The sequence below is a fragment of the Leifsonia sp. KNZ13-11D genome, assembly GCF_056754895.1.
This window is the reverse complement of record NZ_JBPGWU010000001.1, coordinates 1,963,510-1,984,347: the sequence shown is the minus strand read 5'-3', so window position 1 is coordinate 1,984,347 and position 20,838 is coordinate 1,963,510. Positions and strand designations below refer to the sequence as shown.

The 20,838-nt window shown below is 70.4% G+C and carries 15 protein-coding genes, 1 tRNA gene and 1 pseudogene; 8 read left to right on the top strand and 9 right to left on the bottom strand.

The annotated features are described in order from the left end of the window. Window positions 1-103: 103 nt before the first annotated feature. Window positions 104-829: a PadR family transcriptional regulator gene (locus ACR9Y5_RS09895; protein ID WP_481297801.1), complete on the top strand. Its 726-nt coding sequence runs from the start codon at window positions 104-106 to the stop codon at window positions 827-829. A 594-nt stretch (window positions 830-1,423) separates the two neighbouring features. Here ACR9Y5_RS09895 and ACR9Y5_RS09890 read toward each other — a convergent pair. Both ACR9Y5_RS09890 and ACR9Y5_RS09885 read right to left on the bottom strand, forming a co-directional pair. Next, a complete protein-coding gene (locus ACR9Y5_RS09890) occupies window positions 1,424-2,284 on the bottom strand; it encodes a DUF1684 domain-containing protein (protein ID WP_481297800.1) in 861 nt (286 codons plus the stop codon). A gap of 67 nt (window positions 2,285-2,351) precedes the next feature. Beyond that, window positions 2,352-4,159, bottom strand: a pseudogene (locus tag ACR9Y5_RS09885) (bifunctional 3'-5' exonuclease/DNA polymerase). An 80-nt stretch (window positions 4,160-4,239) separates the two neighbouring features. On the opposite strand from ACR9Y5_RS09885, the gene ACR9Y5_RS09880 reads away from it, so the two are divergent. Then, complete coding sequence (locus tag ACR9Y5_RS09880) at window positions 4,240-4,575, top strand: hypothetical protein (RefSeq protein WP_481297799.1); 336 nt, start codon at window positions 4,240-4,242, stop codon at window positions 4,573-4,575. A gap of 131 nt (window positions 4,576-4,706) precedes the next feature. Here the strand turns inward: ACR9Y5_RS09880 and ACR9Y5_RS09875 are convergent, their stop codons facing one another. Beyond that, entirely contained in the window at window positions 4,707-5,165 is a 459-nt protein-coding gene (locus ACR9Y5_RS09875) for an NUDIX domain-containing protein (protein WP_481297798.1), read from the bottom strand. A gap of 76 nt (window positions 5,166-5,241) precedes the next feature. Here ACR9Y5_RS09875 and ACR9Y5_RS09870 point away from each other — a divergent pair, with 76 nt between their 5' ends. From ACR9Y5_RS09870 to ACR9Y5_RS09855, 4 genes are all read left to right on the top strand, one after another. After that, on the top strand, window positions 5,242-5,721 hold the full coding sequence (locus ACR9Y5_RS09870) for an NUDIX hydrolase (protein ID WP_481297797.1): 480 nt from the start codon (window positions 5,242-5,244) through the stop codon (window positions 5,719-5,721). Between the two features lie 66 nt (window positions 5,722-5,787). Next, on the top strand, window positions 5,788-6,150 hold the full coding sequence (locus ACR9Y5_RS09865) for a hypothetical protein (protein WP_481297796.1): 363 nt from the start codon (window positions 5,788-5,790) through the stop codon (window positions 6,148-6,150). A gap of 113 nt (window positions 6,151-6,263) precedes the next feature. Continuing rightward, window positions 6,264-10,262: a Pls/PosA family non-ribosomal peptide synthetase gene (locus ACR9Y5_RS09860; RefSeq protein ID WP_481299549.1), complete on the top strand. Its 3,999-nt coding sequence runs from the start codon at window positions 6,264-6,266 to the stop codon at window positions 10,260-10,262. Next, the gene (locus ACR9Y5_RS09855; protein WP_481297795.1) at window positions 10,259-11,563 is read left to right on the top strand and encodes a M1 family metallopeptidase; all 1,305 of its coding nucleotides are present in this window, start codon (window positions 10,259-10,261) and stop codon (window positions 11,561-11,563) included. The genes ACR9Y5_RS09860 and ACR9Y5_RS09855 overlap by 4 nt, the downstream gene beginning before the upstream one ends. Here ACR9Y5_RS09855 and ACR9Y5_RS09850 read toward each other — a convergent pair. The 4 genes from ACR9Y5_RS09850 to ACR9Y5_RS09835 form a co-directional block, all read right to left on the bottom strand. Next, window positions 11,533-12,183: a 4'-phosphopantetheinyl transferase family protein gene (locus ACR9Y5_RS09850; RefSeq protein ID WP_481297794.1), complete on the bottom strand. Its 651-nt coding sequence runs from the start codon at window positions 12,181-12,183 to the stop codon at window positions 11,533-11,535. The genes ACR9Y5_RS09855 and ACR9Y5_RS09850 overlap by 31 nt on opposite strands. A gap of 41 nt (window positions 12,184-12,224) precedes the next feature. Further along, the gene (locus tag ACR9Y5_RS09845; RefSeq protein ID WP_481297793.1) at window positions 12,225-12,827 is read right to left on the bottom strand and encodes a hypothetical protein; all 603 of its coding nucleotides are present in this window, start codon (window positions 12,825-12,827) and stop codon (window positions 12,225-12,227) included. Window positions 12,828-12,860: 33 nt separating this feature from the next. Next, window positions 12,861-15,086 carry a glycosyltransferase gene (locus ACR9Y5_RS09840; RefSeq protein ID WP_481297792.1) on the bottom strand — a complete coding sequence of 742 codons (2,226 nt, stop codon included), beginning with the start codon at window positions 15,084-15,086 and terminating at the stop codon, window positions 12,861-12,863. 132 nt (window positions 15,087-15,218) lie between these two features. Beyond that, the gene (locus ACR9Y5_RS09835) at window positions 15,219-16,445 is read right to left on the bottom strand and encodes an MATE family efflux transporter (protein WP_481297791.1); all 1,227 of its coding nucleotides are present in this window, start codon (window positions 16,443-16,445) and stop codon (window positions 15,219-15,221) included. An 882-nt stretch (window positions 16,446-17,327) separates the two neighbouring features. Between ACR9Y5_RS09835 and ACR9Y5_RS09830 the strand changes: the two genes are divergently transcribed. Next, the gene (locus tag ACR9Y5_RS09830; RefSeq protein WP_481297790.1) at window positions 17,328-18,542 is read left to right on the top strand and encodes a GmrSD restriction endonuclease domain-containing protein; all 1,215 of its coding nucleotides are present in this window, start codon (window positions 17,328-17,330) and stop codon (window positions 18,540-18,542) included. 3 nt (window positions 18,543-18,545) lie between these two features. After that, window positions 18,546-19,163, top strand: coding sequence for a hypothetical protein (locus ACR9Y5_RS09825; protein WP_481297789.1), 618 nt, complete (start codon window positions 18,546-18,548; stop codon window positions 19,161-19,163). A gap of 74 nt (window positions 19,164-19,237) precedes the next feature. Here ACR9Y5_RS09825 and ACR9Y5_RS09820 read toward each other — a convergent pair. Next, a tRNA-Ile gene (locus ACR9Y5_RS09820) sits at window positions 19,238-19,311 on the bottom strand. 245 nt (window positions 19,312-19,556) lie between these two features. Continuing rightward, on the bottom strand, window positions 19,557-20,810 hold the full coding sequence (locus ACR9Y5_RS09815) for a glycosyltransferase (RefSeq protein ID WP_481297788.1): 1,254 nt from the start codon (window positions 20,808-20,810) through the stop codon (window positions 19,557-19,559). Window positions 20,811-20,838 lie beyond the last annotated feature (28 nt).

The following is a 20,838-nucleotide window of genomic DNA, read 5'->3' as shown; positions in this document are numbered from 1 at the left end:
CGCGCGTTGCCACGATTATGCCTGAGAACCGCGGGTAGTTACAAGATTGTGATTCGGCGATTCGGTCGCCCAGCGAACGCCGGACCGGAATACCATACCGAGTATGTCCGTGCAGAACGGTTTCCTGGCCCTGCTGACGCAGGGCCCCGCCTACGGGTCGCAGCTGCAGAGCGAGTTCCTCTGCCGCGCCGCCCACCGCCGCCAGCTGAACCCGGGGCAGGTGTACTCCACCCTCGACCGCATGACCGACCAGGGCCTCGTGGCCTCCGCCGGCTCGACCGACGACGGCCTCCCTCTCTACGACCTGACGCCGGCCGGGCGGGAGGCGGCCACCGCGTGGCTGACGGCCGGGCCCGCCGACGGACGCCCCGACTGGGACGAGATGCAGGACCAGGTGCTGATCGCGGCATCCCTCGGCGGGGTCGACGCGCTCACCATCGTCGACGGCTACCGCGCCGCCTACGCCGAGCGGATCCGCTACCTCACGCACGAGGCTGACTCGCGCGCCCTCCTCGCCGCCAATCGCGCCGCCGAATTGGGCGCGAAAGCGGCCATCGAGTGGCTGGACGAGGTTGCCGCGACCCTGCGGGCGCACCCCGGCGCGCTGGTGCAGGCCCGCTCGCCCGAGCGCCCGCGGCGCGGGCGCCGCCCGGCCGCCGAGACGGCGGCCGCCGCGGGCGCCGCGGGCGGCGCGGGCGGCGCGGGCGCCGCGGGCGGCGTGGGCGCCGCGGGCGGCGTGGGCGCCGCGGGCGGCGTGGGCGCCGCGGGCGGCGTGGGCGCCGCGGGCGGCGTGGGCGCCGCGGGCGGCGTGGGCGCCGCGGGCGGCTGACCGCTCCGACGCGGCGTGCCGCGTGCGTCGGAGATCCTGCGCGGTACGTCGGAGATCCGGGCCGATTCGACCCGAATCTCCCGCCGCAGAGCGCTGCGTCGGACATTTGGGACTCATTCTCCGACGCAAGCACCGCGGCCAACGGTGTGGCGGATCGGGGGCGGTGCGTCGAGGGTCCGGCGTGGCGGGTCGACGCTCCCGCGCGGTACATCGGAGATCCGGCGCGCTACGTCGGAGATCCGGCACGGTACGTCGGAGATCCGGGCCGATTCGGGCGGAAACTCCTGCTGTAGAGCGTTGCGTCGGAGATTTGGGGCCCATTCTCCGACGCAAGCCCAGCGGCCGATCGCCCGCCGCAAGCCCAGTGGCCCACCGCCTGACGCAAGCCCAGTGGCCCACCGCCTGGGGGGTCGGATGCGCTACGTCGGAGATCCGGCGCGGTACGTCGGAGATCCGGCGCGGTACGTCGGAGATTCGGGCGGAAACTCCTGCTGCAGAGCGTTGCGTCGGAGATTTGGGGCCCATTCTCCGACGCAAGCTCAGCGCGCGCCGGCTCCGGGACGATGCGGCCCGCAGGCGCTCAGGACGCCGCGCTCAGTGGAGCAGCTCGCCCTGCTTGTTGAGGACGTTCTTCTCCCCGGCCTCGATCGGCACGGCGAAGCGGTTCTGCGCCGGCGGCAGCGGGCAGTTGAAGTTGTAGCTGAACGCGCACGGCGGCAGTACGGCGAGGTTGAAGTCGAGGGTCACTGTCCCGTCGTCGTTGGGCACGACGAACAGGAAGCGGCCGACCGAGTAGGTGCTGTCGCCGTTCGTGGTGTCCGCGAACACGAGCTGCAGCGCGCGGCCGGCCTTGAAGGCGGCGAGGTTGTAGTCGACGCCGTCCTTGGTGAACGTGATCTCGCCGGGGACGACCATGTCGCGGGTCGCGCCGTCGTCCTTCAGGTGCTCGAAGCCGACGGTCTTGCCGCCCTCGATCGGGGTGAAGGCCGCCTGGATGATCCACTCCGGGTTGAACGGGAACGCGTCGATCGAACCGAACTCCTGGATGGCCTCGGAATTCGCATCCCACACCCGCAGTGCGTAGTCGCCGTCCTCGCTGGCGATGACGAACCCGCTCACGGTGTCACTGAAGCGGATCTTGCCCGGGTTGGGGTCGTCCTTGCCGCGCACGATGGCGGACCCGTCCACCAGCACATCGTCCACGAAGATGTTGTCGGTCGCGGAAGCGGTGACCTTGAGTCCGGACTGCCCCTTCGGCAGCGGCGACCACAGGCCCGGGACGCCCCAGATCGGCTGCTCGGTGTCCGGGTCGCCGGTGATCCACTGCGTGTTCACGAGCGCCAGGTTGCCCTGCGGGGCGGTGACCGCCTGCTCGCGGCGGGCGCGGTAGCGCGCCAGCACGTCGTCGGGAGTGGGCTTCGCGGTCTCGTCGCGGGCGGTGGCGGTGTCGGTCATGGTGTCCATCCTCGGTCAGGTCGCCAGTGAGAACCAAGTCCGACACTCGGGCATTCCGTCCGCGGGATCATTTCGCCTCGGCGTAGCTGTCGACGATCGCGGCGGTCACCGGGAACTCGACCGGGAAGGCGCCGAACAGCAGCCGTCCCGCCTGCTCCGCCGAGGCCCGGACGGCCGCCGCGACCTCCTCCGCCCGGTCGGCCGGTGTGTGGACGATCACCTCGTCGTGCAGGAAGTACACCAGGTGCGGCGCCTCGGTCAGGGCGGCGCCCGGCGCCAGCGCGGTGAGGCGGTTGCGCAGCTCGGCCATCCAGCACAGCGCCCACTCGGCCGCGCTCGCCTGCACCACGAAGTTGCGGGTGAACCGGCCCCAGTCGCGCGCCCGGCTGCGGGCCCGGCGCTCGTCGGCGGCCGTCGACTCCGCCGCGAACGCCGCGGCCTGGGCGGCCGCCCAGCCGGTGCCGGGCAGCGGCGAGCTGCGACCGAGCCGCGACGTCACCTTCTCGCCGCGCTCCCCGCGCGCGCCGCCTCCTCCACCAGCGCGACGGCCCGGGGGAACGCACGCTGCAGGCGTGGCATGAGCCGGCCGCTCTCCCCCGTCGTCGCGCCGTACATCGCCCCGAGCATGGCGACCTTCGCATGCGCGCGCTCGTCCACCGCCCCGGAGGCGACGATCCCCTCGTACAGGTCTTTCCCTCGCCCGGCGGCAGCCATCGCCTGGTCGGCGGCGAGTCCGGTGAGGACGCGCGGCTCCAGCTGCGCCGCATCCGCGACCACCAGCTTCCAGCCGGGATCCGCGACGACCGCCCCACGCACCTGCTTCGGCAGCTGCAGGGCGCCACCGCCGCGCGTGGCCCAGCGGCCGGTGACGACGCCGCCGGGCACGTAGTCGGGCCGGAACCGGCCGTCGCGCACCCACGCGTCGAGCCACGTCCATCCATTCGCGGTGAGGAGCCGGGACAGCTTCTTGTACCGCAGCAGCGGCTCGATCACGGGATGCTCGATGCGGCGGAGCTCCCACGAACGGGTCGAGGTGGCCATCACCCCGGCTCGCTGCAGGGCCTTCAGCAGGTCGGGCGGGCTGTCCGGATTGAGCTCGGGGCTGTCGAGCCCGTCGCGGATGGCGCGGACCAGTTCCTCGAGTACCGCCGGACGCCCGTAGGCGGGCCGCCGGCCGAGCAGGCCGGTGAGCAGCTCGTCGTGGCGCTCCGCGCTGTACGGCAGGCCGGCGTGCTGCAGCTCGACACCGATGAGGGCGCCGGCGGATTCGGCGGCGAGCAGCAGGCGCAGGCGTCGCGGGTCGGCGCTCTGCGCCATGGCGTCCTCCTGCAGCGCGAACTCGGCGCGGGCATCGCGGCTCGCCGGACCGCCGACGGTCGGCGCTGCCGCCGTCCCGTCGCCCGCGGCCTCGCCCGCGGCCTCGCCCGCCGCGTCGCCCGCCGCCTCGCCCGCCGCGTCGTCCAGGTCGAAGAGCGCCGTGTGGCGGGGCGCCGCCTCCGCCACGGGCTCCTGCGCCGCATCCCACGGGCCCGGGCCGGCGGTGGCCAGAGCCGTCGCCGCCGTCAGGGTCGACGTGCGCAGGATGGCGTGGCACAGCCGCAGGTCGACGCACCGCTCGACGCGGACACCCGCCGCCAGCAGCGCAGGATACCAGGCGCGCGTGTCGTCCCACACCCAGCGCGGCCGCTCGCTGCCGGCCTCCTCGGCGGCGACCAGGTCGGGCAGCTCGGCGAGCGGCACGACCCCGCTGCGCTCGGGGGCCGCATCCGCATCCCGTCGCGCGGAGCCGACCCACGTCACGCGCGCGGCGTCGCGTCCGGAGCGCTCGAGGAGGATGTGCACCCTCCCATTCTCCGGCTTGCCGCCGACACGCATTGGCGCGTCTCTTGCGCGCGGCGCGGAGTGTGAGGATAATTCACGGAACGACGATGCCGACCCGAAAGGCATGATCGACGATGACCGTCTACCTGCATGACAGCCAGGGGGTCTGGATAGCGTTCCGGACCGACCCGAGCTCCCGCGACCTGTTCAACCCCGATGGTGACTGGATCGGCTGGTTCCCCTGGGGGGACGACGACGCCGTCACCCCCGAGGGCGACTACCTCGGCACGGTCCGCGGCGACCGCCTGTTCGCCCGCAGCTCGTTCCACTACCGCGGCTCGCCCGGCTATCCCGGCGCACCTGCGTACCCCGGCGGCGCGCCGTACCCTGGCGCCGCCTCGTACACGGGCCTGCCCGACGACTGCGAGGACGTGCCCAGCTCGCTGCTCTGGCCGCGCGTCGCATCCTGACACGCGCGTCCCGTCGCCGCTCGCGCAGCCGCTCGCGTCGCCGCTCGCGCAACGAGGGGACGCAACACGCCGTTACGCGGCTGCGATAACGGCGTGTTGCGACCCCTCGTTGCACACCGGTGTGTGCCCGGCTAGTCCGACAGGGCCGCCAGGCGCGCGCGCAGCGACGGCCAGGATGCGGCGAAGCCGGGGTGCAGCGGCAGCGCGACCACCTCGTCGACCGGCACCCAGCGCAGTTCGATGCTCTCCACATCCGCCATGTGCGGCTCGAACGAGCGCACCGCCTGGGCGACGACCGTGGTGTACGACCAGAAGCCGAGGTCGAGCACGCTCTCGAACAGCACGTGCAGCGCGTCCGGCGGCACCGCCGCCTCCTCGGCCGCCTCGCGGAGCGCACCGTCGACAGCGCTCTCCCCTGCGTGCCGTGCGCCGCCGGGGAGGCCCCAGGTGCCGCCGAAGTGGCTCCAGTCGGCGCGGTGCTGCAGCAGCACGCCTCGCCGAAGGTCGTGCACGAGCAGGCCGGCCGCGCCGAATCGGCCCCAGAACCGCTGGCCGTCCGGCCCTTCCACCCACGCGTCACCCGAGTCCACGTCTCCACGTTAGTCGTGGCGGGAAGGGCGGACGCACGAGGTGTCACACGGCGACGCGCGGTGGGAGGCTGTGCTCATGACCGTCCGCAGCGCCGCCCTGCTCCTGTACCGCCGTCGCGCCGACGTGGAGGTGTGGATCGCCCACATGGGCGGCCCGTTCTGGGCACGCAAGGACGAGGCCGCATGGTCGTTCCCGAAGGGCATCGTGGAGGACGGCGACCTCGGCGACGAGCTGACGGCGGCCCGGCGGGAGTTCACGGAGGAGATCGGGACACCACCGCCCGACGCCGACTACGTGCCGCTCGGCGAGTTCCGCGGCTCGGGCAAGACGATCGTGGTGTTCGCCGCGGAGAGCGAGTTCCAGCCGGAGGTGCTGCGCAGCAACACATTCGAGCTGGAGTGGCCGCCGCGCTCCGGGAGGATGCGGTCCTTCCCGGAGGTCGACGACGCGCGCTGGTTCCCGCTGGAGGAGGCTCGCCCGAAACTGACGAAGGCCCAGCGGCCCATTCTGGACGCGCTGCTCACGCGCCTGGAGGAGGACGCGGAAATCCACTAGCCCGCAGAGCCTCCCGCGCCCGTATGGTTGGGCCCACAAGGGGCGACACCTGGCGAAGGAGGCACCGTGGCGAAGAGCAAGGCCGAGAAGGCCGCCGAGAAGGCATTGGTGACGGCGCGCGTCGCCGTCGGCGATGCCGAACGGGCCGTGAAGAAGCTCGACAAGAAGACCCGCCGGGAGGCGGAGGATCTGGCCGACCGGCTCGCGCAGGCCGCGAAGGACGCAAAGAAGGCGGTCCGCCGCGCCAAGAAGACGGCCGTGGAGGCGCGGACGTCTGCGGCGTCGGTGGCCGACCACGTCGCCGGCCCCGCGTCGAGCACGGGCATCCCGACCTTCCGCGAGCTGCGGGACCGCGCGAAGGGGCGCGGCATCCAGGGCTACTCGCGGATGAACAAGGCGCAGCTGCTGCACGCGCTCGGCGAGGGCTGACCACGTCCCGCGTTCACCGGCCCTTAACCCGCCGCCCGTAGCGTGCGGATGTGCCCGACGTGCCCGACGCGGTCCAGCGACCGACAGCCGACCTTCCGTCCGAGGACGACGCGATCGAGCCCGCCGCCGCAACGGTTGGCCCGGCCGGGCTGCTGGTGCGCGGCGACGCGGCGCCTCCCGCACGGACGCTCATCGACATCCTCGCCGACACCGCGCGGCGGTACCCGGACGCCTCCGCGCTCGAGGATGCCGCGGGCGCGCTGAGCTACCGGGAGCTGCTGGCCCGGGTGTCGGCCGCGGCCGCGCGCCTGCGCGAGAGCGGCGTGCGCCGTGGCGACCGCGTGGGCGTGCGGATGAGCTCGGGCACCCGTGACCTGTACCTGGCCATCCTGAGCGTGCTCGCCGTCGGCGCCGCCTACGTGCCGGTCGACGTGGACGACCCCGAGGAGCGTGCGGAGCTGGTCTTCGGCGAGGCGGCGGTGCGGGCCGTGCTGACAGACGCCGGGCTGCACGACGCCGGGCTGCACGATGTCGGGCTGCACGATGCCGGGCTGCAGGTGCACAGCGTCGCACGGCCGGAGCCGGTGTTCGCCACCGCGGCACCGCATCCGAGCACCGCGGCCCTCCCGGTCGTCGAGCCGCCGACTCCGGAGCACGACGCGTGGATCATCTTCACGTCGGGCTCGACCGGCACGCCGAAAGGCGTCGCCGTGCGGCACCGCTCGGCGGCGGCGTTCGTGGATGCGGAGGCACGGCTGTTCCTGCAAGAGGAGCCGATCGGCCCGCAGGACCGCGTCCTCGCAGGGCTCTCCGTCGCCTTCGACGCCTCGTGCGAGGAGATGTGGCTGGCCTGGGGCCACGGCGCGTGCCTCGTCCCGGCGCCGCGGTCGCTCGTGCGCACAGGCATGGACCTCGGCCCGTGGCTCTCCGCGCGGCGCATCACCGTCGTGTCCACCGTTCCGACGCTCGCGGCGCTGTGGCCGGTGGATGCGCTCGACAACGTCCGGCTGCTGATCTTCGGCGGCGAGACCTGCCCGCCGGAGCTGGTGAGCCGGCTCGCGGTGCCGGGCCGCGAGGTCTGGAACACCTACGGTCCGACCGAGGCGACGGTCGTGGCCTGCGCCGCCCCGCTCGTCGCGGGCGAGCCGGTGCGCATCGGCCTGCCGCTCGACGGCTGGGACCTGGCGGTGGTGGATGCGCACGGCGCCCCGGTGGCGGACGGCGGCAGCGGTGAGCTCGTCATCGGCGGCGTCGGACTCGCCCGGTATCTCGACCAGGCGAAGGATGCCGAGAAGTACGCCCCGATGCCGTCGCTCGGCTGGGAGCGTGCGTACCGGAGCGGAGACCTGGTGCGCTTCGACCCGGCCGGCTTGTTCTACCTGGGCCGCGCGGACGACCAGGTGAAGCTCGGCGGCCGCCGGATCGAGCTCGGCGAGGTGGAGGCGGCGCTTCAGCAGTTGCTCGGCGTCTCGGGGGCTGCTGCGGCCGTCCGGCGATCGTCGGCGGGCAACGACGTGCTCGTCGGCTACCTGGCCGTTCCGGATGCCGCCGCTTTCGACCGCCGCGCCGCACTGGCGCACCTGCGCGAGACCCTGCCTGCCGCCCTCGTCCCCCTGCTCGCGGTCGTGGACGAGCTGCCCGTGCGCACCTCCGGCAAGGTGGACAAGGCCGCGCTCCCCTGGCCGCTGGTGGATGCGGACGTCGGCGACAGCGCGGTCACCGACGACCCGATCGCGCGGGCGCTCGCCGACGACTGGCGCAGCGTGCTGGGCCTGCCCGTGTCCGGCCCCGACGATAACTTCTTCGACCTCGGCGGCGGCTCGCTGGCGGCGGCGCAGCTGGTGTCGCTGATCCGCCGGCGGCATCCCGACATCACCGTCGCCGACATCTACGCGACGCCGCGGTTCGGGGCGATGGTGCAGGCGCTGGCCGACAGCTCGCCGTCGGCCTCCGCCGCCTCCACGCACGTGGTGCCGCCCACCCCGCTCCGGATGCGCGCGCTGCAGACTGTGCTCGGAGTGCCGCTGTTCATCCTGGGCGGCATCCGCTGGCTGCTCTACCTGCTGACGGCGGCTTTCCTGCTCCGCCCGCTCGGCGGCTTCGACGTGCTGCCGGTGGTCGACCCGGTGTGGCTGATCGTGGGACTCATCGTCTTCGTCACCCCGTGGGGCCGCATGGCGATCGCTGTGGTGGCGGCCCGGCTGCTGCTCGCCGGGGTGAAGGCGGGTGACCATCCGCGCGGCGGCGGCGTGCACCTCCGGCTCTGGCTCGCCGAGCAGGTGGCGCACCAGATCGGGGCCGCCAGCCTCGCAGGGGCGCCGTGGATCCTCTACTACGCACGGGCGCTCGGCGCGACGATCGACCGCGGCGTCGACCTCCACACCCTCCCGCCGGTCACGGGGATGCTGCGCATCGGCGCCGGCGCCTCCATCGAACCCGAGGTCGACCTCGCCGGGTACTGGATCGACGGGGACGTCGTCCGCATCGGCGAGATCCGGATCGGCGCCGGAAGCGCGGTCGGTGCGCGCAGCTCGCTGATGCCGGGGACGAAGATCGGCCGGAACGCCACGGTGGCACCCGGTTCGGCGGTCTTCGGCCGCGTGCCGGCCGGCCAGAACTGGTCGGGCTCGCCAGCCGTGCGGGTGGGCCGTGCACACGACTGGTGGCCGGCCGAGCGCCCGCCGCGGCGCACGCGCTGGGTGGGCGCCTACGCGCTCGCGTCGCTGGTCGTCTCGCTGGTTCCCGTCCTCTCTCTCGCCGCGGGCGCGGCGGTCGTGGCCGCGTTCGTCCGCGGCGCCGCCTCGTGGGTCGAGGTCGTCGCCCACGCGGCCGCCGGTCTCGTCCCGGGCACCCTCGCGGCCGGGCTGGCGCTCGCCGTCAGCGTCGTGCTGTTCGTGCGCCTGCTCGGCATCGGGATGCGCGAGGGCGTCTACCCGGTGCGCAGCCGGACCGGCTGGCAGGCGTGGTCCACCGAGCGGCTGCTCGACCTCGCCCGCACCGTGCTCTTCCCGCTCTACTCCAGCCTGTTCACGCCGGTGTGGCTCCGGATGCTCGGAGCACGCGTCGGCACGGACGTCGAGGCGTCCACGGTGCTCCTCCTTCCCCGGATGACCCGCATCCGCGACGGCGCGTTCCTCGCCGACGACACGCTGGTGGCGTCGTACGAGCTCGGCGGCGGGTATGTGCGCATCGCGGCGGTCGACATCGGCGCGCGCGCGTTCCTCGGCAACTCGGGGATGGCCGGGGGCGGCAACCGCGTGCCGCGCGACGGCCTGGTGGCCGTCCTCTCGTTCGCCCCGCGCAAGGCAAAGGCCGGGTCGTCGTGGCTCGGATCGCCCCCGGTGAGGCTTCGCCGTCAGGCCCGGGATGCGGACCTCAGCCGCACGTTCGAGCCGCCGACCGCCCTCCGCGTCGCCCGTACCGCGTGGGAGCTGCTGCGCATCCTCCCCGTCTTCGTCACGTGCGCGATCGGGCTGGGCGTGGTGATCGGGCTCGGCGCGATCGACAGCGCGTGGGGAACCGTCTGGGCGGTGGTGCTGAGCGGGCCCGTGCTCCTGGTCGCGGGCGCTGTCGCGGCGGCCGTGAGCACCGCCGCGAAGTGGGCTCTGCTCGGCCGGCTGCGGCCGGGCGAGCATCCGCTGTGGTCGTCGTTCATCTGGCGCAGCGAGGTCTCCGATACGTTCACCGAGATGGTGGCGGCGCCCTGGTTCGCCTGGGCCGCGACGGGAACGCCTGCGCTGGTCTGGTGGTTGCGCAGCCTCGGCGCCCGCATCGGCACCGGCGCCTGGATCGACAGCTACTGGTTGCCGGAGGCGGACCTGGTCACGCTCGGGGACGCATCCACCGTCAATCGGGGCTGCGTGGTGCAGACGCACCTGTTCCATGATCGAATCATGAGCATGGACCAGGTCACCATCGAGCGCGGCGGCACGCTCGGCCCGCACAGCGTCATCCTGCCCGCCGCCGACATCGGCCCGGAGGCGACCGTCGGACCGGCGTCGCTCGTGATGCGCGGCGAGACGGTCCCGGCCGGCAGCCGCTGGAGCGGCAACCCGATCGGTCCGTGGCGCGAGGTCGTCGTGCGCGAGTACCGGGCACGGGCCGGCGGATGACGGACGTCCCGCCGCACAGCTACCTGCCCCGGTCGGGAACCGACGAGTACGCCGTGCTGAGCTACGACCTCGACCTGAACTACCGGGTCGCCACCAACCGGCTGGACGCTACCGCGGTCATCCGGGGCCGGGCGGTCACCGAACTGCGCGCCGTCGTGCTCGACCTGGTCCATCTGAAGGCGAAACGCGTGCGGCTGGACGGCCAGAAGCGCGTCCGGTTCTCGCAGAACGCCACCCACCTGCGCGTCGTCCCGGCGTCGCTCATCCCGGCCGGCACCGAGTTCACGGTCGAGGTCTCCTACGACGGCTCCCCCGCTCCGCGGCGCACGCGCTGGGGCTCCCTCGGCTGGGAGGAGCTCACGGACGGCGCGATCGTCGCAGCGCAGCCGTCCGGCGCGCCGACCTGGTTCCCGTGCAACGACCGGCCGTTCGACAAGGCCGCGTACCGCATCCGCGTCACCACCGAGCAGGCGTACACCGTCGTGGCGACCGGCGAGCCGATCAGCCACAGCGTCGGCGGCGGACGCGGCACCTGGGTGTTCGAACGGGAGGAGCCCACCGCGACCTACCTCGCGGCCGTGCAGATCGGCCGCTACACCCTCGAACGTCGGCGCACGGCCGGCGTCGACTGGGCGGTCGCCTACCCTCCCGCGCTCGCCAGGCGGGTGCTGCACGACTTCGCGCCGGTGGGCAGGATGCTCGAGAGCTTCCAGGAGCTCTTCGGCCCGTATCCCTTCCCGTCGTACACGGTCGTCGTCACGGAGGACCCGCTGGAGATCCCGCTCGAATCGCAGGCGATGGCCACGTTCGGATCGAGCCACGCCGACGGGCGCGGAGGCTCCGAGCGGCTGATCGCGCACGAGCTCGCCCACCAATGGTTCGGCAACAGCGTGGGCCTGGCGACCTGGCGCGACATCTGGCTCAACGAGGGGTTCGCCTGTTATGCGGAGTGGCTGTGGTCGGAGGCGTCCGGCGGGCCCTCGGCGGCGACGCAGGCCCGCGCCCACCGTGCCCGGCTGCGGGTCGCGCCCCAGGATCTGCTGCTCGGCGACCCGGGCCCGGATGCGATGTTCGACGACCGCGTCTACAAGCGTGGAGCGTGCCTGCTGCACGCGCTGCGTAACCGCATCGGCGACGAGCGCTTCTTCGGCCTGCTGCGCGAGTGGACGCGGGTGCACCGGTTCGGGACCGTGACGAGCGCCGACTTCGAGACGCTGGCCGAGCGGGTCTCCGGGGCGCCGCTGGGGGCGTTCTTCGACGGGTGGCTGCGTCAGACGCGGCTGCCGTCGCTGTCCGCATAGGGGGTGGCGGGTCGGCCGGGCATGCGTGCGGCTGCGGGGCGAGCTGAGGCGGGCAGGAGCTCCGCGACGGTGACGACGCATCCGGCGGCATGTGCGGTGCGCACGCGATAGCGGCGGTCGTCCAGCCGGGCGCGCCGCAGCGCGAGCCGCACCTCACCGGGCGGGACGCGGAGTCCCCGGCCGTCGGCCTTCAGCACCGCCTCGGCGGCCGTCCAGCGACGGAGCGGATGCGAGCGGCCGGGCGCGAGCAGGTCGATGGCGGCGAGACGCTCCGGCGGTGTGGACGCGGGCTCCGCGTCGATGCCGACCGGGGCGCGGGAGGCCACGGCGAAGGCCGTGCCGGCGGCGTGCGCCAGCGAGAGATACAGCGGCTCTGCGGTGCGGGATGCGGACGGGCGACCGTGCGCAAGGCCGCAGTCCGGGCAGGTGGCGTCGATCAGGATGTCGCGCTCACCGAGCCGGGCGGCGGCCAGCAGCAGGGCCGACCGGCCGGCGAGGAAGCGCCGTTCCGCGCCCGCGTCGCCGCTCAATGCGGCGAGGCGGGCGCGGTCGCCGGGCGAGAGCGCCGCGACGGTGGACGGGTCGGCGGTGTCGTACGGCACGACGACGAAGGCGGGCATCGCGTCCTCCGTCCGTCGTCCGACGGACCGATGCTACGGCGTCAGCGGCCGGTCGTGCCGCTGCCGTCGTCGAAGCGAGGCGCTTCGTGGCGCGGGCCGCGAGCGGTGGAGTCGTCGACGGGGGCGGTGGGAGCGGCGGGAGCCGGTGCGGCGCCGGGAGCAGCCGGTGCGGTCCCGGCCGGTGCGGTTCCGGGAGCAGCCGGTGCGGTTCCGGGAGCACCCGGTGCGGTTCCGGCGGGTGCTGCGCCTGCCGCGGCGCGGTCGTCGGCGGCACGCGCGCCGTCATCGACGCGGTTGCCGTGGCGGTCGGTGCGCACGTCGGGGTCGACGTGGTCGGCCTTCCGCAGCGCATCATCCGACTGGGCGCGCGCCTCGGCAGCGGACGACTCGCGCTCCTGGGCTTCGCGACGCAGGCGCTCCGCGTCCACCTCGGCCTGCTTGGCGTCTGCGGCGGCGCGGGCGGCCTTCGCCTCCCGCTCCTGCGCGTCGAGTTGCGCCTGCGCGGCGCTCTGGCGCATCTCCTCGGCGCGGCGGCGGTCCGCCTCGCGCTTGCGGTTGCGGCCGACGGTGGCGGCGATGATGGCGATCACCACGATCACGATCACCACGACGACGATCAGGATGATCCATCCAGTTGTGTTCATGACGCGTCACGGTACTCCCGCGGCGCGGAATAGCTAGGGGATTGAACGATCCGCCGCCGTGAGCGTATGTGGCGCAAGCGGCACGACCCAGTTCTCGTCCGAATAGTCGTCCTTGTAGACGGCGAGCCGGGTGAAGCCGACCACGGAGCGCCAGGCGTCGCCGAAGCGGAAGCGGCTCGAGCCCGTTTCGTGGCCGTCGGCCAGCGCGACCGGCACCTCTACGACGTGCAGACCCTGCTGTTCAGCGGCGAGGACGAGTTCGGTCGTCCACATCAGGCCGGACTCGCGTGAGACGACCGCGAGCGATCGGCACCATTCCCCGTCCGCCCAGATCGTGCCCTGGCTGTCGCCGACCCGGGACTGCAGCAGCGCCTCGCGGAGGAACCGGAAGACCTTCGACTGGATCGACCGCCGCCACGACCGGCGCACCTGCGAGTCGGGATGCGCCTTGGACCCGATCGCGACCATCACGTCGTCCGGGAGCCGGGTGAACTGCTCGTAGTCCGACATCCCGAAAGGCAGGTCGTCGGCCGTGAGGAGCACGCGGCGACCGCGGCTCGCCAGGAGACCCGTGCGGAGGGCCTCCCCCAGCCCGGGCGGTGACTGCCGCAGCACCAGCGCCGGCGCGGCCGACCAGGCGGACTGCTCGTGCTGCAGCAGCTCCCAGGTGCCGTCGGTGGAGCCGTTCTCGACGACGACGATCTCGTCCGCGGCGGTGAGCGTCTCGCCGAGCGTGGCGAGTGTCGCGCCCACCACCCGCGAGCCGTTGCGGGAGGGAACGATGACGCTGAGGCGCACAGTGGACTCGGGGCGCGGCTCGGCGGGGAGGACACGCGAGCTGAGCCGGTTGCGCTCCGACGCGCGAACGTGCGAGGGCATGGAGGTGAGCGACCACACGAGTCCGCCGAGTGCGATGGCGACGAGCACGCTCAGCGCGGCCGTGAGCTCCGAGTAGTAATACAGCAGGGGCATCACCAGTACCGGAGGGATCAGTCCGATCAGGATGGTCGGGATCGTCACGGTGATGGCAGCCCCGAGCGGCCGCCGTTGCGGAGCCCTCCTCATCAACGCGAGCACCAGGCCGACCAGGATGAACACCAGCATCGCGCCGAAATGCTTGACGACGTAGAGGAACTTCTGCAGGTACAGTTTCGCGACGGTCAGCGGGTGCGCCTTGACCTCGTCGAGGTAGAGGCCCTTGAGGATCAGGTCGTACTTCTCGCTCGCGATCACGACATCCGGGTCGATGGCTCGCGCCTTGTTCCAACCGAACTCGTCCGACCAGACGATGCCGAGCGGCGAGGGCTGGCCGGTGATCGGCTGCGGGTAGGAGAGCCCGAGGTAGAGCGGGTGCCAGGTGCCGTGGGCGTTGGGCAGATTGTCCATCGACTGGCCGGTGGCCGCCGCGCGCGCGGCATTGAGTCCTGTCATGGTCGCGCTCTGCAGCCCGATCGTGAGCGCGATCGCCGTCAGCGCGGCGACGATGCCGGCGACCCAGCGCCATTTCTTGCGTGTGTGCAGCCACCAGAGCACCCCGACGGCGGCGGCGATGCCCATACCGGACAGGGACCGCGACAGGTTGCCGATGGCGGCGAGCACGACGAAGCCGACGCTCACCGCGATCAGCAGGCTGGTCCGCAGCCGGAAGGTGCAGAAGAACACGAGCAGCGAGAGTGAGAGGAAGGCGATGGACGCGGCGATCCCGTACAGCGCGTACACCCGTGTGGTGCTGACCGAGTCGGAGAGCCCGTACTCCGTACCGGCGAGGATGGTCCCGTTGTTGAGCAGCCACATGAGCGGGGGAAGCAGCACCACCGCGTAACCGGCTCGCGCGCGCTTGAAGATACGGGCGACCGCGGTCGGGAGCCAGAGGAGCGGCAGCGCCACCAGGAGCGCCTCGGCGATCCCCAGGCCCGGGTACGGAGACGGGGAGTGCGTCACCAGGCTCATCAGGCTGGCGACGATGTACGCGCCCGGGTCGTCATCCCACGCGGCGGAGACCCACGGACCCGGCGAAGCGACCTGGGTGTAGTTCGAGCCCGAGTTGACGGCCTTGATGAGCAGGGTGCCGGTCTCGCGGAACGCGTCGTAGGTCGCGCGCAGCTCATGGTCGCGCGCGGAGTGCCAGCCGAGCGCGGGCATGTTGATGACCACGACGAACGAGATCACACTGAGCACGACGCCGACGAGGAGGAGGAAGATGCTGGTGGAGCGCGGCCACAGCCGGTTGGTGGACGGGCCGTCTGAGCTTCGGGACATGGTGGAGCAGTTTTCCTCGGCTGGTCGTGGCGCCCGTGAGGGCCGCCTGGGAGCGGGCGTAGGTCGAACGCTCGCCGCGAGTCTACCAGCGAACCCGTCGAATATCACATGTATACATGCAATGCAAGCAAGCTATGCGTCCAGTGCGGCCGGGACCGGGTTCCGCGGAGAGCGCGCACGCCGCACCTCGACGGCGAACCCCACCAGCACGAGCGCGGCGGCGATGGCCGAACTGGTGAGGACGATCGACGTCACCGACTGGTGGGTCCAGAGCGAGACGACGACGATCTGGCAGATCAGGCCGACGGCGGTCAGCACCCCGAGGGCGCGCGCCCGAGACGAGAAGCCGGCGTACAGGATCACCTGGACGATCGCGAACAGGCTGCCTTCGAGCGCGAAGAGCCAGGCGAGCGAGGCGAAATCCGCGTACTTCTCGCCGCCGATGATCCACACGATCGGCACGGCGAGCACCGCGGTCGCCGCCGTCGCCACGACGCCGATCGCCGCCGACAGCCCGACCGCGACGGTGAACGCATGCCGCATCGTCCCCGCCGTCATCTTCGGGAAGAACACCGTGATGACCGCGTACGGCAGGAAGAAGGCGATCTTCGCGATGAGCGCCCCGAGCGCGTACTCCCCGGAGCCATGGCCGTCGAGGAAGATCCGTGCGAGCAGCAGGTCGGTGTTCGACAGGGCGTACAGGGCGACCAGCGTTCCGGTGGTCGCCGTCAGCTCGCGCACCAGCTGCGGGGTGAGCCGGCGCTGCGGACGGACCGGGCCGGCGAACCACACGGCCGCGACCGTCCCGGCAAGACTCCCGATCAGGATGCCCGCGCACGCCGACGTGACATCCGGTGCGATCGCCAGAGCGACGATGCCCCCCGCCGCCCGCAGCACGCCGATGGCGGTGTACGCGTAGCCGTAGTGACGGTGCCGCTCCTCGCCCTGTACCAGGCCGAGAGCGCCGAAGCCGGGGATGGAGGCCGCCGTCGCCAGGAACGTGAGGATCACCGCGGCCGGAGGCACTGTGAGCAGCGCCGCGAGCGGCCAGGCGACGGCCAGGCCGCCGACCGCGATCAGGGCCGTCAGGCGCAGCCCGAGGGAGACGACGGCCGCGCGCTCCTCCACACCGCCCGCCCCGGCCGCGGCCACGCGACGCGCGGCGACCGCCTGCACCCCGAGCGCCGCTGTGCCGCCGATGATCGACACGCTGAGCATCGCACCGAGCGCGCCGTACTCGGGCACGCTCATCCAGCGGGCGGCGAACATCGACAGCAGATAGGAGGCCGCGTTGGCCAGCATGGTCGCGGCTCCGACCAGGAGGATGCCGCCCGCCAGGGCCCGGCGGGACTGATTCACCCGAGGGACTCTACCAGCCGCCGGATCGGCGGCACGTGTGCCGACACGATCCTCCGCCTCGCCTCGTCTGACCGGCCGACGAAGGCACGCATCGCACACGGACGTAGGGCGGACGGGACTTGAACCCGTGACCGAGGAATTATGAGTTTCGGGATGATCCTCTGTTCACGGTGAGAGTTCCGCGGAATTCCGCGGAATTTCCAGGAGACACAGGCGACGTGACGTTCCCAGCAACTCCATACAACTCCCAGCGTAGGGGACACTTTAGGGGACACTTTAGGGGACACTTGCGGTCGTTCCCTGATGTTCAGAAGGGCATCGGTGCGTCGGGCCCGATGCCGACATCTAGAGCGATTCAGGTGTTGCCCAGAGGACACTGTCCCCTACGTAGTCGGACGTTGACGTGATTTTGTCCCTCGTACCGGCACGGACGACTATGCGCTCGATTGTATCGAAACGCGTCCTCGAGAGTCCGCTTCACCGAAAGTCACGTCACTGTACAGAAGGCTCTTTAATGACAATCCGGTCCGTCAGCGCATCGACGACTTCGGGAAGACCCTTCGCGAGCGGTGGAATGTCGAACCCCGGCACTAGCCGTCTCACCGTTAGGTCGCCTCCGACGCGCCAGGATGCGCCGAACGCCTCGTGACCGACCTCCGCCCTTTCAGGTCGAGATCGAGCACCAGCAGCATGAGCGGTCGCCGCGTCTTCTCACGTAGTAGGGCTCACAGTCTTGACCCCCGCCCAAACGGCAGCTTCTTCTGACCGGCTAAGCGACGCCCCGGGGCACCTCATGAGTTGAACTGACAATGAGACGCCCCGGGGGGATCTCGTTTCGAACGCATAGCCGGCGACGATCCCTCAGGGATATATGGTCACATCATGACGACGTCCAACGCGCCCGCAGCCACAAGCGATATCGAACTCGAAGATGATGTCGTTGACTACGATCTGGTAGAGGACGAGACTCTTACGCTCGAATCGCTTTCTAGCCTCGTACTCTACGGGCTCGATTGGAGCGTGCAGTCGCTCTTGGAACGTATCGGCACAAGCTTCGACATCAACCCGACGTTTCAGCGTCGCGACGCGTGGACCTTGGAGCGCAAGAGTCTTTACATCGAATCGCTCATCGTTGGGCTGCCCGTTCCTCAAATCGTGCTCGCGGAAGACCGCGAGCATAAGGGGCGCTTCATCGTACTCGACGGCAAGCAAAGGCTAATCACGCTCAAGCAGTTCGCCGCGCCGGATGCAGCCTTCCCGTCGTTCAAACTCAAGAAGCTCGAGTTTGCGAAAGACGTCGAGAACATGACGTTTGCCGATATGCAGAGCTCGCTCACCGCGCAGGAACAGGCGGAGAATTTTCTCGCGCAGCCAATTAGGACGATCGTCGTTCGGAACTGGAGCGATCCCGCGGTTCTGTATCAAGTGTTCGTGCGCTTGAACCAAGGAAGTCTGTCACTGTCGCCGCAAGAGCTAAGACAAGCGCTTTTTCCTAGCGAGTTCACGAGATGGGTAAATGCACGGTCTGCGGACAGTGAACTGATCCAGCGAGCCCGAAGGATCAACCGCCCGGATTTCCGAATGCGTGACGCCGAAATGCTCCTCCGGTATGTCGCTTTCGCTGAGTCGTTCGAGAGCTATCGCGGAAATCTACGTGAATTTCTGGACCAGGCATGCGTCATCGGTGAAGAAAGATGGGAAACTCACGGCCAGCCCTACTACGACGAGCTCGCAGACCGCTGCGAGCGGGCGATTCTGAGAACGTTCAACGTCTTTGACCAATTCAACTCGTTCGAGCGTTTCGAGGAAGGAACATACAACCGTCGATTCAACATCGCCGTGTTCGACGTGATGACATCAGTGCTTGGTGACAACGGACTATCAGACGACGATGTCGACTCCCACAAAGTGGCTATCCGAGCGCTATTCGAGGAGCTTTGCGAAACAGATCAGGTGTTTGCGGAGAGCCTGCAGACAACGACAAAGACGATTCCCTCTACCGCCGGACGTGTGCTGACCTTTGGAGGTGGGGTCGAGAGAATCACCGGGAAGTCACTCGAGATTCTTCCCCGTGCGCAAGCGCTACTGAATCGCTAGATCGTGCCTTCACCGCTTCTTGTCTCGCTCAAGTCGCAGATTCAGCTATTGGATTCGTACTTCATTGTTCGAAAGCCGGACTACAAGGAGTACAGCGATGCCGATCACGCGCATGCGATTGCTTTCTCGTTGCTCGCGAGCGCTGAGATTGAATCCTTCGTCGAGAAACGTTGCGTTCAAATCGCAACGCTAGGAGCCGAGCGCTTCAAAACCGGCAAGTTGACCACTACGGGTAGATCGCTAGTTACTTGGCACGTCGTGAGAAAGTCCATGCGAGCGACGCCTGTTCGTGAGAACGAAATGTTCGCACTAACTGCCAGCGCCGACGATGCCCTGCGTGCGTACTCAGACGTCGTAAAAAATAGTCACGGGATCGACGGAAGAGACTTCCTTAAATTGGTGTTTCCTGTGGGCCTCAGAGATGCCGAATTACCCGGCACGATTACGGCGAGCCTCGACACTATGGCTGCGCGGCGAAATCCTGCGTCCCACACTCACGTCAACCGGGCCAGATCGCTTAGAGAGCCGAAGGCCGAGCGAGACCTCGTAGACCAGGTCATTCTTGATCTGGAGCTGGTTGACGATCACCTCGGTCGCGCGGCAACTGAGTTTCCAATCTAACGGCCCGAGGGCTATCGAGAGCTGCTAACGCGGGAAAGCGCTCGCTGAAACCGGCGATCCTGTATATACATCGGTAGGGCGGACGGGACTTGAACCCGTGACCGAACGGTTATGAGCCGCTTGCTCTAACCAGCTGAGCTACCGCCCCATGTCGGCGTACCGACGTGGATTTACCCTCCAAAAACATAGCTCATGCGTCCGCAGACATAGGTCACCACGCCAGCAACGATCCGCAAAATCCCTTGTTCACGGGCCACCGCGCGTAGGGGAAACCGTAGGGGACACTAGGGACACCGAACGCGCGAGTTTCCTCGGCTGATTTCGGTAGTGGAGGAATTATGAGTTCCCTGCTCTGACCAGCTGAGCTACCGCCCCGGTCGCGCGCCGGCCCGGTCACTCCGGAGCGGACACGCTGGAGGCCGATTCCGTCTCCGGGTCGGCCACCGGCTCACCACGATACAGGCTTTCGAACGTGCTGATCGTGGTCTGGATGTCGTGCGCCGCGACGATGCGCAGCGACGCGTGCTTGAGGCGGTCGAGCTCCTCCTGGGGCAGGGTGAGCACGCTCTCCAGCTTGTCGGCCAGGTCTTGCGCGTCGCCCGGGCGGAAGAGGTGGCCGTTCTCGCCGTCGTGCACCAGGTGGGGCAGCGCCATCGCGTCGGCCGCCACCACGGGCAGCGCGGAGGCCATGGCCTCCATCGTCGCGATCGACTGCAGCTCGGCGATCGACGGCATCGCGAAGACAGTGGCGCGCGTGTACGCCTGGCGCAGTTCCTCGTCGCTGACGTAGCCGAGGAACTCGACCCGGTCCGCGATGCCGAGCGTCTCGGACATCGTCTGCAGGTTCTTCAGCTGGTCGCCGCCTCCGACGATCTGCAGCCGCGCATCCAGGCTCTCGGGCAGCAGCTTGACGGCGTTGAGGAGCACGTCGATGTGCTTCTCGCCGGTCACGCGGCCGACGAAGAGGATGCGGTTCGCCGTGCGCGGGGAGAAGTCGGGCGTGTAGTTGTGTGCGTCGATCCCGCAAGAGACGGCGTGGACGCCGCGCAGACCGGTCGACGCCTCCAGGAACTCGGCCGCCTTCCGCGTCGGCGTGGTGACCGACTCCGCGCGGTCGAAGCTCTTGCGGGCGTCGGCCCAGGCGAGCTTGACGAACGTCTTGCGCAGGAATTTCGGCAGCAGCGTGAACTCGACGATGTTGTCCGCCATCACGTGGTTCGTCGCGACGATGCGGATGCCGCGCTTCTCCGCCTCGGCGGCGAGACCGCGGCCGACCACGATGTGCGACTGGAAGTGCACGACGTCCGGCTGCACCGCATCCAGCACGCGCCGCGCGTTCGCCTTGCTCATCCACGGCAGAGCGAAGCGCAGCCAGTCGTGCGGGTACCAGCGCCAGCTGCGGAGCCGGTGGGCGGTCATCTTCTGCCCCTCGTGCTCCTCGATCCACGTGCCGTGGGTGCGGCCCGCCGCGGGGGCCACGATGTGCACGTCGTGGCCGCGCTCGACCAGGCCGGCCGCGAGGCGCTCGGCGAATCGGGCGGCGCCGTTGACGTCGGGGGCGAAGGTGTCGCACCCCATGACGATGGTCAACGGCTTCTTGGCTGCCGGGGCGGGCGGGGTCGGTTGCGGTCCGCTCGTATCAGGCACGTGGTTCGTTCCCTACGGTCGTGGGCTT

Excerpts from the sequence above, each read along its gene's own strand:
- ACR9Y5_RS09895 (WP_481297801.1), top strand. The coding sequence starts at position 104 with ATGTCCGTGCAGAACGGTTTCCTGGCCCTGCTGACGCAGGGCCCCGCC.
- ACR9Y5_RS09890 (WP_481297800.1), bottom strand. The coding sequence starts at position 2,284 with ATGACCGACACCGCCACCGCCCGCGACGAGACCGCGAAGCCCACTCCC.
- ACR9Y5_RS09880 (WP_481297799.1), top strand. The coding sequence starts at position 4,240 with ATGACCGTCTACCTGCATGACAGCCAGGGGGTCTGGATAGCGTTCCGG.
- ACR9Y5_RS09870 (WP_481297797.1), top strand. The coding sequence starts at position 5,242 with ATGACCGTCCGCAGCGCCGCCCTGCTCCTGTACCGCCGTCGCGCCGAC.
- ACR9Y5_RS09855 (WP_481297795.1), top strand. The coding sequence starts at position 10,259 with ATGACGGACGTCCCGCCGCACAGCTACCTGCCCCGGTCGGGAACCGAC.
- ACR9Y5_RS09850 (WP_481297794.1), bottom strand. The coding sequence starts at position 12,183 with ATGCCCGCCTTCGTCGTCGTGCCGTACGACACCGCCGACCCGTCCACC.
- ACR9Y5_RS09845 (WP_481297793.1), bottom strand. The coding sequence starts at position 12,827 with ATGAACACAACTGGATGGATCATCCTGATCGTCGTCGTGGTGATCGTG.
- ACR9Y5_RS09840 (WP_481297792.1), bottom strand. The coding sequence starts at position 15,086 with ATGTCCCGAAGCTCAGACGGCCCGTCCACCAACCGGCTGTGGCCGCGC.
- ACR9Y5_RS09830 (WP_481297790.1), top strand. The coding sequence starts at position 17,328 with ATGACGACGTCCAACGCGCCCGCAGCCACAAGCGATATCGAACTCGAA.